Annotated in this window: 14 protein-coding genes; all 14 read right to left on the reverse strand. The window is 66.0% G+C overall.

From position 1 onward, the window contains the following. Nucleotides 1-5: 5 nt before the first annotated feature. The 14 genes from QX051_RS02135 to QX051_RS02200 all read right to left on the reverse strand — a co-directional run bounded on the left by QX051_RS02135 (nucleotide 6) and on the right by QX051_RS02200 (nucleotide 13104). Complete coding sequence (locus QX051_RS02135) at nucleotides 6-3941, reverse strand: host specificity factor TipJ family phage tail protein (protein WP_315774854.1); 3936 nt, start codon at nucleotides 3939-3941, stop codon at nucleotides 6-8. Beyond that, complete coding sequence (locus QX051_RS02140) at nucleotides 3941-4366, reverse strand: hypothetical protein (protein WP_315774855.1); 426 nt, start codon at nucleotides 4364-4366, stop codon at nucleotides 3941-3943. Before QX051_RS02140 ends, QX051_RS02135 begins: the two co-directional genes overlap by 1 nt. Then, nucleotides 4363-4887, reverse strand: coding sequence for a DUF1833 family protein (locus QX051_RS02145; protein WP_315774856.1), 525 nt, complete (start codon nucleotides 4885-4887; stop codon nucleotides 4363-4365). The genes QX051_RS02140 and QX051_RS02145 overlap by 4 nt, the downstream gene beginning before the upstream one ends. Nucleotides 4888-4890: 3 nt before the next feature. After that, a complete protein-coding gene (locus QX051_RS02150) occupies nucleotides 4891-5262 on the reverse strand; it encodes a hypothetical protein (RefSeq protein WP_315774857.1) in 372 nt (123 codons plus the stop codon). Between the two features lie 2 nt (nucleotides 5263-5264). After that, on the reverse strand, nucleotides 5265-7265 hold the full coding sequence (locus QX051_RS02155) for a hypothetical protein (RefSeq protein ID WP_315774858.1): 2001 nt from the start codon (nucleotides 7263-7265) through the stop codon (nucleotides 5265-5267). Nucleotides 7266-7404: 139 nt separating this feature from the next. Next, complete coding sequence (locus tag QX051_RS02160) at nucleotides 7405-7860, reverse strand: gene transfer agent family protein (RefSeq protein ID WP_315774860.1); 456 nt, start codon at nucleotides 7858-7860, stop codon at nucleotides 7405-7407. Further along, complete coding sequence (locus QX051_RS02165) at nucleotides 7857-8384, reverse strand: hypothetical protein (RefSeq protein ID WP_315774862.1); 528 nt, start codon at nucleotides 8382-8384, stop codon at nucleotides 7857-7859. The genes QX051_RS02160 and QX051_RS02165 overlap by 4 nt, the downstream gene beginning before the upstream one ends. A 47-nt stretch (nucleotides 8385-8431) precedes the next feature. Continuing rightward, entirely contained in the window at nucleotides 8432-8860 is a 429-nt protein-coding gene (locus QX051_RS02170) for a phage tail tube protein (protein ID WP_315774863.1), read from the reverse strand. 49 nt (nucleotides 8861-8909) lie between these two features. After that, nucleotides 8910-9413 carry a hypothetical protein gene (locus tag QX051_RS02175; RefSeq protein WP_315774864.1) on the reverse strand — a complete coding sequence of 168 codons (504 nt, stop codon included), beginning with the start codon at nucleotides 9411-9413 and terminating at the stop codon, nucleotides 8910-8912. Nucleotides 9414-9446: 33 nt separating this feature from the next. Beyond that, entirely contained in the window at nucleotides 9447-9851 is a 405-nt protein-coding gene (locus QX051_RS02180) for a DUF3168 domain-containing protein (protein ID WP_315774865.1), read from the reverse strand. Next, nucleotides 9848-10207 (reverse strand): head-tail adaptor protein, encoded by a 360-nt coding sequence (locus QX051_RS02185; protein ID WP_315774866.1) that lies wholly within the window; start codon nucleotides 10205-10207, stop codon nucleotides 9848-9850. Before QX051_RS02185 ends, QX051_RS02180 begins: the two co-directional genes overlap by 4 nt. 5 nt (nucleotides 10208-10212) lie before the next feature. After that, on the reverse strand, nucleotides 10213-10788 hold the full coding sequence (locus QX051_RS02190; RefSeq protein ID WP_315774867.1) for a head-tail connector protein: 576 nt from the start codon (nucleotides 10786-10788) through the stop codon (nucleotides 10213-10215). Between the two features lie 477 nt (nucleotides 10789-11265). Further along, a complete protein-coding gene (locus QX051_RS02195; protein ID WP_315774868.1) occupies nucleotides 11266-11718 on the reverse strand; it encodes a hypothetical protein in 453 nt (150 codons plus the stop codon). A 75-nt stretch (nucleotides 11719-11793) separates the two neighbouring features. After that, the gene (locus QX051_RS02200; RefSeq protein WP_315774869.1) at nucleotides 11794-13104 is read right to left on the reverse strand and encodes a phage major capsid protein; all 1311 of its coding nucleotides are present in this window, start codon (nucleotides 13102-13104) and stop codon (nucleotides 11794-11796) included. Nucleotides 13105-13135 lie beyond the last annotated feature (31 nt).

A 13135-nucleotide genomic window follows, 5' to 3' on the forward strand; every position in this document is an offset into this window, starting at 1 on the left:
CTGATCTACCTGCGGAAATCGGTGATATAGACCTGGCCGCCGGCCAGCGAGAACCGTGCGCCGGTCGAGACCACGCGCATCCGGAAATTATGCGCGCCATTGGCAAGGCTGGCCTGGGTGTGGCGGATGGAGATCGGCAGATACAGCTCGAACAGCGGCGAGCCGCCGCCGAACGGGTTGAGCATGTGGATCCAGCTCCACGACTTCACGACGACGTTGTCGACCAGCAGGTCGATCTGCGAGAACGGCCGCGTGCCGCCATAGTTGAACGAGGCGTTCGCCCATTGCGCCTCGTAGGCCACGGTGGCCTTGCCCGACTTGATGACCGTGGTGATGTTGAGGAAGTCGGAGAAGTCGTCGGTCTTGGCCGGCGTCGCGAACACCTGGGTCGAGGACACCGCGCCGTCGATGATGTTCGGCAGGTCGACGCCGTTGACGGCCAGTTGCGTCGTCGAGATCGAGCCGGCCTGGATGTGCACGGCCTGGACCGCGCCGGCCTGGATCATCGGCGCCGTGATCGTGCCGTTGGCGAGCAGGTTGCCGTTGATGACGACCGAGGGCGTCGCGCCGACGACGCCGGTCGTGAACAGGCTGTAGGGCACGCCGCCATTGACCGAGGGCAGCGAGATCTGCACGCGGTCGGCGAGGAAGTTGAGGACGCTGCCCGAGTTGCTGCCGTCGACCAGACGGATGCCGGAGATGGCGCCGTTGACAGTGAGGGTCACACCCCAGGACGCCGCGGCGTAGCCGTCGAGCTGGGCGACGGCCGACGAGACCGTGCTCGCGGACGAGAACGCCGGGCCGAACGTCGCCGAGACCTCGGCCTGATAGCTGGCAAACGCCAGCTCCTGGTCGACCATCGCCTGCTGCAAGGTCTCGATCTGCGCCTTGGCGTCGCCGGCCATCGCGAACAGCTGGGTGCGGACGGACTTCTTGTCGAGCCAGTTGCGCGCATCCTGATTGGCGGTGAGCGCAGCGAGGCGCTGCGTCACGTCGTCATTCGCCGCCTTGATCTGATCCTGCAGGGTCGTGACCTGGTACTGCAGGCCATCGATCAGCGATTTCAGGGCGACCGATTGCGGGATCGCTGCGATTGTCGGCGCCGCCACGTTGACGGTCGAGTACGGCCCGCGCACGGCGGTATTGACCGCCTGCACCCGCAGCTTCACCGCGGCGAGCGAGACCACCGCCGAGAACTGGTTGTCCTGGCCCTCATAGACCTGCTGCCAGTGCACGCCGTCGTCATAGGAAACATCGGCGATGTAGTAGAGCGCGCCGGCCGCCGGAAACCACGACGCCGACAGTTTCGGCTCGATCGCGCCCTGCCCGAAAGTGGCATTGAGGCCGGCGATCAGCGGCACCTTGTCGTTGGCCGGGAACTGGCCGACCGGCAGCAGCGGCGGGCTGCCGAGGTCGGTCGCATGCACGCGCTCGTCGTCGACGACCAGGCTCAAGGTGGCGTAGTCGCCCGAGGGCGTGCCGTTGAGCACGACGCAGAGCTTCGACGACGAGGTGCCGTTGCCGAACTCGAACGACGGATCCTCGGCGCCATCGGCGCGCGCCAGCACGGCCGACAAGGTCGTCGACTGCGCCGTCTCCGCGCTCGCCAGGCTCGCCGCATCGAGCACGGCAAGGCTCGCATCCGCGCCCTGCGTCGCCACCACCGGGCCGAACCATGTGCCGTTCGGACGGCGCAGGCGGATGTAATACGGGCCGGCCCCCCAGACGGGCGCCGGGTCGAGCGTCAAGGTGCGGACCGCGACCGCGGTTACGGCGCCGCCCTGGCCGTAGGCCTCCGGCAGCTCGGACTGCAGCCGCAGCACCGAGCCGAGCGTGATCGCGCGGCCCTCATACTCGACGCGGACGCTCGGCGTCTCCCGCCGGTAGATCGAGGCGAGGTAGTAGAACGCGGCCTCGCGAAACGCCTGGGCGCGGGTGACGATGCCGTCGATGCGGCGCACCTCGGGAAAGGTCGCCGTGAAGGTGAGATCGTCCGGCGGATACTGCACCGAGGCCGGCAGCCAGGTCTGCTCGTCGACATATTCGATGGTCACGGCGTCCGGATCCTCGTCGCCGAGCATCTGGAAGCCGATCGAGGTGGAATCCCGGACGACCTCGCGGTCGGTCAGGAGCAGCGACGGCACGTCGCGCCATTCGTCGCGCACGATCGAGACGGTGTCGCCGAGCCAGAAGTGGCGGGCGCGTGCCGGCGTCAGGATCTTGTCGAGCGCTTCGGGGACGGCGACCGCGGTGTCGAAGCGGTAGTCGAACTGGTCGCCGCGGCTGGCGCAGCCGGCGGCGAACGCGACCACGGCGTTGAAATCGCATTTCGCGATCGACAGCCCCGAGCCGTATTGCGCATTGACCACGGCATCGAGGAACGCCCAGCCGGGGTTGCGCGTCGCCTGCGTGGCGAAGGCCGCTCCCGTCCACACCGGCAGCTTGCGGGTGCCGAGCACGCCGAACTTGTAGCTCCCCTGCGTCGACTGCGAGGCCTTGATGCGCAGCGCTACCGTCGAGACGTCGGCGAAGGAATTGGCGCCGGCGAGGAAGGTGCGCAGGCCGGCCCAGATCACGGCATTGTTGCCGTCCTGGCCGGAGAGCTCGGCGTCCTCGCGGCGGAAGCGGACGAGATAGCGGCCGGGCGCGACGTCGACCTTGACGCTGTCGCGGATCGGCGACTGCGCGGCATAGGAGCGCTCGATCGCGAACAGCGTGACATAGGGCCCGGTCGCGATGCCCAGATCGTCGCAGGGGGCATATTCGGCCGTGAGACCGACGGTCGAATAGCCGATGTTGCCGTCGTCCTTGTTGTAGGTGTAGCAGCCGGACGGAAACACGAAGTCGATCGCGATCGCCTGGGCGCTGGTGCCGGCCGGGTTGACCGCGAAGCCGCCGAGCCAGGCGCCGGGCGAGCGGCCGAACGGCGGGAAATGGACGCCGGCCGGGCCGTAGAAGCCGCCTGACGTGCCCGAGCCCGATGGGAGCTGCTGGCCGGAGACCTCGCTGGACTGGTCGACATTGACCGGAAACAGCGTGACGGTCTGGCCCGGCTCGTAGAACGCGATCTGGCAATCGAAGCCGGGCTCGATGCCGGTGCCGGCATGCCAGAGCAGCGTGTCGTCGATATAGAGCGCCTCCGGCTCGAGGCTGCCCATCGTCGTCGCCAGCAGCACGTTCAAATACTGGTCGTTGGCGACGAACTCGCCCCAGGGCGTCGCGGCGAACTCCGGATAGCGCTTGAGCCGGCCGTACCAGACCGGCAGCGGCTGGCCGAGCCGGGCGGTGTTGCCCTGCGCGGCGACCGAATAGATCTGGTCCTGGGTCGCGGAGGGCGTGTTGGTGGCGCCGGCCTTGGGCGCGGTCAGCGCGTTGATCAGCAGCGAGCCGCCGAGGCCGATCGCAGCCCCCAGCGCCGCCGCACCAAACGTGCCGGCGCCGAACGAGGCGCCAAGCAGCGCCGCGGCGCCGCCGCCGGTGATGAAGGTCGCGAACGCCGCGACCGCGATCAGCGCGACCAGGCCGATGACGCTCTTGCCCTGATTGCGGCCGCCGCCGCCGCCGCCGCGCGGGAACGACAGGAAGCGCACGGCATCGGCCGCGCCGATACGGCGCCGGCGCCAGTCGGCGCGCAGCACCGCCTCGCCATTGACCTCGAGGATGGTCGGCAGGCCCCGCGCGAACTGCCAGCCATGCCGGCGGTCGCGCCGCGCCCAGCCGGTCCGGCGCAGGAAGGCCGCCACGGTCTCGCGCGGCCGCGGCACGGCGCTGGCGACCTCGAGGCCCGGCATCACCAGGTGCACGACGGGCCGCATCACCGCCGCCGGCGCGCGCGACCGCCTGTCGCGCGACCGCGCGCGGCCGCGCGCCGGCCCGCGGCTGACGTCGCGAACATAGGCGGCGCAGGCTGCGCCTTCGCTGATCTTCGTGCGCCTTGCCATCAGCCTTTCGGCTCCCAGAACGAAATGCTCACCCAGCCCTGATGCTTCAACGACTGGACGTCCTCGCAGCACACGCCGTTGCGACGGTCGCAGTGGATCACCTTGCGCTCGGCCGCGAGCCAGACGCCGATGTGCCCGGCGCCGGCGAACCGCCCCATCAGCACCAGCGCGCCGTCGGCGGCCGTGATCAGGCCATGCGGCCCCTGCTCCATTTCGCGCCACCTGGCGCGCTCCGGATTGCGGCCGATCTCGGCAATCATCCAGCGCCACTTCGGCTCGTCCGGGACAGCGATGCTGGGCAGCGCGCGGCCGAACAGCTCGCGCTGGACATGCGCCGCGAATTCCCAGCAGTTGCGGGTCTGCCAGGACCAGGGCTCGCCAATCAGGGGGCTGAGGAATTCACCGCGGCGTGCGGCTGAGCTCATGGCAGCAGGCTCGGAAACTGCTGGTAGTCGTAGTTCTTGTCGCGCTTCGGAAAGCGCCTGTTCATCAGGTTCTTGACCATGACCGTGCCGGTCAGCTTGGTCCCGGTCATCTCGATGGTGCGCAGCTCGAACTCGACAGGGCCATAGGCCGGCTCGGTCAGGTCGGAACCGAGATACTCGCGATAGATCACCGTGATGTACTCGCGCACGGCCTGCGCGGCGCGGATCTTCGGCACCAGCTCGCGCGCGACGTTGTCGATCGTGATCTGGCTCGACGGCGGCTGTCCTTCGCGCTGCTCGGGATATTCAGCCGTGAACGGGCACGCGATGAACGTCACCATCTCGCCGGCATTGCGCGCCGCGCCTGGCTCGATCCCGAACGCCATGTCGTCAGCCACATTGGCCACCACCCGCGCCGCCTGGTCGAATGACGACTGCCAGATCTCCAAGGTAATGTAGACGCGCGCCGATGGCGGACACGACGCATAGGCCTCGAGCAGCGCCTCGCTGTGGGTCGGCATTGATCAAAGACCGTAGATGCGCAGGGACATGGTGACGGCGACGGAGCGTGTGCCGGTCGGCTTCTCGGTCGGGCTACCCTTGGTGAATTGGCAGACTTTCACCTCAAAGCCGTCTCCCAACCAAACCGGCATGGAGAAGCGCGACGTGCCGTTGTTGAGCGTGGTTTTCACCCAATCAACAAAGATCGCGAACTCGGCACGCGGCATGACGATGGTCTGTGAGATCGCGCCGACATTGTCGCCGGGGCGAGCCCGCCGGCGTGTGTTGCCGCCGCCCATCTCCGTCTCCAGCGGCGGCAGAAACCTGCTGATCTCCGGGATGGAGTTGAGGTCAGGTGCATACCGCACACCGTCAGGCCACGCGGGAACGGTCATGCCTATTGTCCTGTGAACGGCTTCACGCCGTAATTGCCGGCCAGCACACGCCGGCCAGACCCCGATGCCAGGGACTCGCCGATGGCCTGGTCGACCAGCTTGCGGATCGTGATCGTGGTATCGCCGCCCGGCTCCTGCCGCGCTGAAACTCGCGCTTCCGAGTAGTTGTTGATGGTGATGCCGCCGCTGGTGCCAGATCCCGCGCGCATGCCCACGTTCGGGATCACCTGCGATCCCTTGGGCAGGTTGACCAGCTCCGGCCCGTTCTCGCCCACCATCGCAAGGCCACCCGGCGCATCGTCGGTGCCGCTGGCAAAGCCAGGAATGATGCCCTTCAGCAGCGAAGCGAACGGAGATAATCCGCCGGATGCCGGAGCATTGAACATCGAGCTGAACGTCGAATTGATGATGGACTTCTCCAAGGTCTTGATCAGGCTCGACAGCACATCGTTCAAGCTCTTGCCCTCGACGATCGCATCGGCAAAGGCACTCGATAGAGCCGAGCCGACCTGCGACGACGCGCTGTTCATCGCGCGGAGCTTCTCGGCAGCGGCATCATACGCGCTGGTTGCACCTGCGATGGCCTGCGACGAGGCCAGGAACGCGTCCTTGTGTTCCTTCGTCAGCATGATGCCGGAGGCCTCCAGCGCCTGCTGCGCCGACATCGACCCGCGCAGCGCCTCATACTTGTCGATCTGCTCCTGCGTGACCTCACCGTTGTCGCGCATGATCGCGGTCAGCTCCTGAAACTCCGCCCGGAACTGCGCCTGGGCAGCGTTGTTCTGGAACACCGCGGCCGTATCCGCTTTCAGCGTGGCCGTGCGCTTGGTGATCTGGTCGACCGTGATATCGAACTGATCGCGGCCGGTGCTTTCCGTCTTGCGCGATGGAATGACGCCTGTCCCGGTCTTCTCGTTCGCTGCGGCAGGCCGCGCCTGCGGCGTCGGGACGCCTTCGGGGAAGGCCGCCGCCGACTTCAGCAGCTCGACGCCGCGCAGTGCGTTGGCCGCCTGCTGCGCCTTGTCGCGCATCTCCTCGAGGCCGGCGAGCAGGGCCGGATCCTGCTTTTCGGCACTCAACGACTTGTAGTGCTCGATCACGCGGTTGAGCTGCTCGAAGTCCTGCGGCAGCCCTGCGGCATCCTTGCGCAGGATATCGAGGGAATCCGCGACCGCATCGAAAGTGCCCTGCCCTGATCCGGGCTGGATGTTGCTGGCGCGGTTGATGCCGTCCATCAGCTTGGCGGCACGGTCGACGAGATCGTCCAGCCAGGACGCGACGTCGGCGGTGACCGCCTTGAACTGCAGGCCGAGCTGGTCGGCCGACTTCTTCCAGGCCTCGTCGAAATTTCGTGCCTTGGCGATGGTCTGGCCGTCGATGACGACGCCGGCCGCGTTGGCGCTCGACGCGATCGCCTCGAAAGCCGCCGGGCCACCCTTCAGTGCATCGACCCACCCCGCGGACAGGCCGAGCATCTGGGCTGCCTTGGTCTTTTCCGGAATGGAATCGAAGCGGCCGATCAGCTCGCCCGCGGCCTTGAGAAAGCCGTTCATGTCCATGATCGCACCATTGCGGTCGCGATACTTGATGTTGTTGGCATCGAGGATCTTGGTCAGCGAGTTCTCGTTGTTCTTCGCATCCGCCAGCAGATCGGCCACGTGTTTGAGATCAGTGCTCGCATCCGACGACGACACGCCGCCTTGCGTGGCGCCGAACTTGATCTGCTGGAAACGCTCGGTCGTCTGCCCGACGTAGTCGGCTTCCTTGCCGATGTTGGCGAGCTCGGAATTGACCGCCTTCAGCCCGGCCAGCATCGCGCCGAGAGAGCCCGTTGCGCCGGCAATCACCGTGCCGAGCGAAGCGAGCCCGCCGAGCCCGGGATTGAGGCTCGAGAACGCCCCTTCGATGCGGCTGATGGCACCGTCGGCCAGGTCGCCGGCCTTGTTCATGTCGGTCGCGAACTGGTCGAGCCTGGCGCCGAGCTGGACGACGAGATCGGTCATGCGCTTTCCAGGAGAGCGTCGAATTCGGCGTCGGTCGGAGGCTCGATCTTGTCCTCGCCGCCATTCGCCTTGTTGAAGCCGTCGACACACACGCCGAGCTGCCAGAACGAGCAGCGGTCGACCTGGTCGGGCGCGAAGCCTAGGGCTGCGCCGGTGCCGTAGATGCGTCCGAAGTCGATGGCGGCGCTGGGGTCGCCGTCGTCATCCCCTCCGCGCTTTTTTTTTGCGCATCGTCACTCTTGGCCTCGATCGGCCCCGTAAACCCGGCCGTGAGGATCAGGAACGCCGGCCGCATATGTGTCAGCGGCGGATAGCGGTCGACGTCGTCGAAGTAGATCCTGAGCAGCCGATGCGCTTCTTTCGGCTCCATGCCGCCGCCGACCAGGCCGAGCCGGAGGACGTCGCGAACATCGTCCGGCCAGGCGTCGGAGGTGCGCAAGCTGTTGAGCAGCGTCATCGGGCCGACGATGCCCGCGCCAAGCTTGATCCGGCGCAGGTTGACGCACTCCTGCAGCTCGCGAAACTGGCCGATCGCGAGCCGGAAGCGATGCTCGTCGTCGCCCCAGAAAAAGCTGATGCCGCCATCCGCGCTCATGTGACTTGCCTGCCCTTGTACGTCGTCTGCACCTTGGCCGCACCGCGATGGCCGACGGAAATCACGACCTCGTTGTGCCGGTCGGGGTTCATGACATAATTGTTGTTCTGCATCGTCCGCCGCACGATCTCGTTTTCCTTGATCGTCTCGTCGAGCGTCTCGCGATATTGCGGCAGGCCGCCCATCCGATAGAACCGCGCAGTGTGATAGAAGAACGGCTTCGGCGCCTGCCTGGTGGTACCGAACTCCTCCGCCAGCGCGTAGTCAAAGCCGTCCTTCATCGTGGTCGGGCCGCCGGCCATCACCAGCACGGTCACCCGGCTGCCATCGGCATTGGTCCGGTCCTCGTACCGGACGCTGGCCTGCAAGGTCCCTGATACGTTGTGCTCGATCGCGCGCTTGATGTCGCCGACGAGCTCTGCGCCCTGCGCCAGCGCCAGCTCATGGAAGTTCTTGCGCACATTCTTGACCAGGTCGGCATTCGCCGCCTTAAAGTTGCGCAGGGATGCGTTGTTGGAGCCCATCAGCTTTCTCCCAGCCGCCGTCAAGCTTGGCGATGACGGCCAGACGTTTACGGCGTCGCCAACGGCGCGATTTCGCCGTCGCTGTCGAGGGTGACGTCGAAGGTCACGCGGTTGCCGCGCTGTCCGGTGAGGTTGAGCTTGGTGCACTTGTACGGCCCGATGGAGACGCGGGTACCGAGTTGCACCCTGATGTTCCTGGTCGCCCCCGAGTCGAACCACGATTCCCACGTGTCGTAGTCCTCATCGGCGACGACGCCGGCCCCAGAGATCGCGGCGGACATCGACACGATGTCGCGATCGAGCCAGGACGGCGCGTCCGGATCGTCGCAATCGGGCACGTTGGTTTCGTTGGTGGCCGCCGTGCGGTTGAAGCTGCGCGAGTTCAGCCCGCACGGCGCCGAGAACACCTCCGGCGAATTGCCATCGCCGAGCGAGACCAGAAACTGGGAGAACGGAAGCGTTTGCGCTTTGGCCATAGACGATAGCTCCGGGATGAAAGAGGTTCAGAACGGCGGTGGCGCTGGATCAGGACGACGACGCCACGATGGTGACGCGATAAACCGCCGAGCCCTGCGCACCGCAGGCGACCTTGAGGATATCCGCGGTCGCCGACGTCACCGGCCAACCGGTGCGGCTCACGAATACCGCCCGGTCGCCGGGCTTGATATCGATTGACGACGTGGCGCCGGAGAACGGACCGTTGAAGGTGTTCGACGCCGCGGCGCCGACGGTCAGCGTGCCCGACGACGTTTCCTGGTTGTCGATGAGGATCGCCTTGATCTTGCCGGCGTTGATGACCTGGCCGAAGGCATCGAGCAAGACGCCGAACAGATCGAGGTTCTCGGAGGTCGAGACCGACAGCGCGCGATCGTCCGAGAACGAGATGTCGGCCTTGCCGTAGCCGGCGCCATAGGACAGCACGATGTCGGCCAGGTCCGGAATGCGATCGACGGCATCGCGGCCATCCAGCGCCTTCTTGCTGACGACGTTGATCGAGGCCTTGATGACGGAGGTCATGGTCGTCGACATGGTCGAGGAGTCCTTCTGCAGCGTGAGGGGAGATCAGTCGGTGAGGAGTTGAAACGTCAGGACCGCGTGGGCGGTCTTCCCGTCGGGATCGTCGAGATGGAGCGCGTTTTCGAACAAGCAGCTGTTGAGCTGGAGATCCGGCCCCGTGAGCACGCCTTCGGCGCCATCGAGCGCAGCGACGATCTGCGCTGCCAGGGTCCGGGCCTCGACGCGGCTTTCGCTGCGCGACCAGGCGTGCAGCGTGAGATGGATCAACGCGCCTTCGAGCCCTTCAAAACGCTCGTTGATCACCTGGATCTGCCCGATCGAGACATAAGGAAACTCCGCCCCCATCGGCACCGGGCAGAAGATGCGGCTACCTGCCGCTGTCGCGGCGCTTCGCAGCACGCGCACCGCGGCTGCCTGGACCGCAAGCGTCGGATCGACCATCGTCGTCATGGCGCCTTGCCGGTCTGCATGAGGAATTCCAGATAGCGGTTCTTGCCCTCGACATCGATCGGGCCGGACATGATCGCGAACACGGTCTGCACATCGGGATCTGCGGCGCTGCGGACATCGCGGGCGCGCCAATCGGTGCCGACAGCGCGCGTGTCGCGGCACGAGCGCACCACGACGGTGAAGGTCGACTGCCCTTGCAGCCGCGCCTGCTGCACGGCTTCGCCGGCAAAGCGCGGCTGCAGCTCCGCCTGGATCTGGAACTGCTCGACGAACTCGCTTTCGACCGCGCCGGCCCCATCGTCGACGCCGCGGCGGCGGTCGAAAGCCAGGAGATAGCGCAGCGCACCGCCGGACATCCGCCCTACTCCCAGGTCTCGCTCAACAGCAGCGCCTGCGCGCCTTGCGGCAGCTCGATTGCGGCTGCACGGGCTGAGGCGACGACGCTTTCGCGGTTCTCGTAGAGATGGCCAACAATCATCTTGATGGCGGTCTTGACGTTGGCCGCGACCTTGTCGACCGCCTCGCCTGCCCGAAATTCGATGACGATCGGCTCTGCCGCGCGTGGATTGACGATCGGCCAGATCGCGCCGAGCGGCGGGACGATGCGGACCGTCGGCCCCTTAGTCTGCACCACGTACTGATCGGCCGCGAGTGTGGCCGTGACGTTGTCGAGGCCGGTATAGGTGATGCTGATGACATCACCCTTGGCCACGGGCGCGATCGGCAGGCCGTCGACCAGGCGGCGCCAGGACAGCACCGGCCATTCCAGCGTCTGCATCACGAAACGCCGCTGCACCACGCTTTGCGCCATCAGGGTGGCGGCGGCGATGAAGCCCGTGATCAGGTCGTTGTCATCCTCGAAGTCGACGCGCAGATGCGCCTTCGCTTCTTCGAGCGAGACCGGATCGGATTGAGGCGCGGCGACGGTACGAAGCATGATAGGCCTCTTGCGGCACTCCGCAGCCCGGCGCGAAGTCGCGCCGCGCGGATGACGACAGAACGAAGCGCTGCACCTCTGCCTCGGCAGTAATAGTTGCGGCAACAATGATGCGAAGCTATCGGGGGGGCGTCGGAGAGTGGACTGGACCTGCAAATTATGAGAAACTGCAAACATTAAAGTCAAAGTCATAAGGACCTATCATGTTGTTTAATAAGCAGATTATTGACGCACTTGCGGCTCTTCCTGTCTCAGCAGCAGTAGCGGCCATCGCTTCATTTCGACGCGGAAGCGCGGCAACGCTACTGATCAACTTTCCCCCCGATGCAGCTTACGACCATATTCGTCTGTTGCTGCGGTCGCGTCGCGCCGAAGATAGCCCGCTGCATCGATCTTCCAACGAGACGCGAGCCTTGCACGGGCCAGAGACGGGCATCCCCGCCGGAGGGCCGGAATGCCGTCATCCCTGAGGTCTTGTTAGATAGTCTGAGCCTGCGTCGTCGCCTTGTTGTCCGACGCGAAGCCGTAGCGCGCGTCGACCCCGAACACGGTCCCAGCGATCAGGGTGGCCGCGACCGCCGGCGTGATCGACAGCCGGAACCACTTGAAGCCGTTGCTGAAGTCGAGATCCTCCTGCTTGAGGTTGATCACGGCCTGCTTGTTGTCATCGGTGTTGGTCTTGGTGAACTGCGTGATCGCCTTGCCGGTGACGTCCTTGGCGTTGGTGCCGGTGTTGTCGATTGCCTGCTGCAGCTTGGCGTCGACGGTGGCCGCGGCGCCGATGGCGCCGAGCTGCACCATGGACAGATAGTTGTGGAAGGTGGTCGCATCGATCCAGCCGGAGGTCTGGACCGCGGACGCCGACTGCGGCGGAACGGCGCCGACGATCGCGACGCGCTGGGACGGGAGAAGTGCGGGAGCTGCGGTCATGGGGCTTGCCCTGTTGATGTCTGACGAAGGAGTCCTGCGCCGGCAGCCGATTTGGCTGCAGGGGTGATGATGGTGTTAGCGGCTGGCCAGTGCCACGAAGTGCGACTTGCTGTTGCTGCCCTTGGCCGGCGCGACCGGCGCCGACAGATAGGGTTGGCCACCGGCGCGGATGATCCAGCGGAACGCGGTCAGGTTCTGGTCGAAGAACAGATGGATCGACGCCGCAAAGTCGATGCCGCCGCCCTGCTTGGTCGCCAGCGCGTAGCCGGAGAGATCGGCCAGCACGATATCGCCGGTGGTGCCGACGGTCTGGCAGTGCTCGTTGAACAGCAAGGGATCGCCGGCCAGGATGTTCTTGAACGGAGAGCCGGTCAGCGCTTGGTTGATCGGCAGATAGGCTGCATTGTTGCCGATCGTCATGGTGCCAAGCTGGGGGATGGTGTCGCGGTTGGCCAGCCACATCGGGTTGCCGCCGGGCATTTCGAACAGACGCGCCATCATCTTGAGGATGTTGCCGGTCACGATCGTTCCCGCCGACTGGCCGCCTTCCGCCGCCACCGTCACCAGCGCGTTCGACTTCATGAAGCCGAGTGGCTTGCCGTTGCCATCGCCGAAGCACACGGCTTCGAACAGCTTCCAACGCAGCGCGCGTGCGGCCTGCACGGTGATGCGGTTCTGCAGCCGCGGCGCGTCGTCGAGCACCTCGTTCGTCGCCAGAACGAACGCATACAGCTCGTGCAGCTGCAGGATGGTCGGGGTCAGCGCCGCCTTGGTGGCGATCATCTGCGTGCCTTCGGAGCGCCAGGCGGCCTGGACGCCGGCCGCGCCCCACGGCGTGGTCTCATCCTTGACGATGCCGACCGTGTTGCCCTGCGTCGGCTCCGGATTGCAGAAGCCGAGCAGGTCGTTGTCAGCGAACACCAGCGCCCAGATCTGCTCGCGCCATTCGGTCGGCACCAGGACACCCTCACCCGACGATCCCTGATTCTGCTGATAGCCGGAGGCCGCACCGGTGATGCGCGGATCAGCAACGCCGGAGACCTGGAAATTGCGCACGGCCACTGCAAACTCGGCGAGATTCCGGAAGCCACCGGTTCGCGCCGGATCGCTGTCGTTGACGACGGTCGCGAGTGCGGGTCCGCCGGCCGCCTGGGCGCCGAACAGGCGAGCGCGCTGCGCCTTCTTTTCCTCGGCCGCGATCTCGGCATCGAGCTGCTTGACCTCGGTTTCCAGCGCGTCGACCTCGCCCTCAAGCTTGGTCAGCTCGGCCTGCTCGGCCTCGGTCAGATCGGACTTGTCGAGCAGAACATTGAGGCGATCGACCTTGCCTTTGCCGAGCTTTGCCTTGTCGGCACGGGACGCGCGCAGTTTCTTGAGATCCTTCATGGGACCGCAACTCCTGTTGTGAGGGATGTAA

This window comes from Bradyrhizobium sp. SZCCHNR1053 (genome assembly GCF_032381235.1).
Classification (GTDB): domain Bacteria; phylum Pseudomonadota; class Alphaproteobacteria; order Rhizobiales; family Xanthobacteraceae; genus Bradyrhizobium.

Excerpts from the sequence above, each read along its gene's own strand:
- QX051_RS02135 (WP_315774854.1), bottom strand. The coding sequence starts at position 3,941 with ATGGCAAGGCGCACGAAGATCAGCGAAGGCGCAGCCTGCGCCGCCTAT.
- QX051_RS02140 (WP_315774855.1), bottom strand. The coding sequence starts at position 4,366 with ATGAGCTCAGCCGCACGCCGCGGTGAATTCCTCAGCCCCCTGATTGGC.
- QX051_RS02145 (WP_315774856.1), bottom strand. The coding sequence starts at position 4,887 with ATGCCGACCCACAGCGAGGCGCTGCTCGAGGCCTATGCGTCGTGTCCG.
- QX051_RS02150 (WP_315774857.1), bottom strand. The coding sequence starts at position 5,262 with ATGACCGTTCCCGCGTGGCCTGACGGTGTGCGGTATGCACCTGACCTC.
- QX051_RS02155 (WP_315774858.1), bottom strand. The coding sequence starts at position 7,265 with ATGACCGATCTCGTCGTCCAGCTCGGCGCCAGGCTCGACCAGTTCGCG.
- QX051_RS02160 (WP_315774860.1), bottom strand. The coding sequence starts at position 7,860 with ATGAGCGCGGATGGCGGCATCAGCTTTTTCTGGGGCGACGACGAGCAT.
- QX051_RS02165 (WP_315774862.1), bottom strand. The coding sequence starts at position 8,384 with ATGGGCTCCAACAACGCATCCCTGCGCAACTTTAAGGCGGCGAATGCC.
- QX051_RS02170 (WP_315774863.1), bottom strand. The coding sequence starts at position 8,860 with ATGGCCAAAGCGCAAACGCTTCCGTTCTCCCAGTTTCTGGTCTCGCTC.
- QX051_RS02175 (WP_315774864.1), bottom strand. The coding sequence starts at position 9,413 with ATGTCGACGACCATGACCTCCGTCATCAAGGCCTCGATCAACGTCGTC.
- QX051_RS02180 (WP_315774865.1), bottom strand. The coding sequence starts at position 9,851 with ATGACGACGATGGTCGATCCGACGCTTGCGGTCCAGGCAGCCGCGGTG.
- QX051_RS02185 (WP_315774866.1), bottom strand. The coding sequence starts at position 10,207 with ATGTCCGGCGGTGCGCTGCGCTATCTCCTGGCTTTCGACCGCCGCCGC.
- QX051_RS02190 (WP_315774867.1), bottom strand. The coding sequence starts at position 10,788 with ATGCTTCGTACCGTCGCCGCGCCTCAATCCGATCCGGTCTCGCTCGAA.
- QX051_RS02195 (WP_315774868.1), bottom strand. The coding sequence starts at position 11,718 with ATGACCGCAGCTCCCGCACTTCTCCCGTCCCAGCGCGTCGCGATCGTC.
- QX051_RS02200 (WP_315774869.1), bottom strand. The coding sequence starts at position 13,104 with ATGAAGGATCTCAAGAAACTGCGCGCGTCCCGTGCCGACAAGGCAAAG.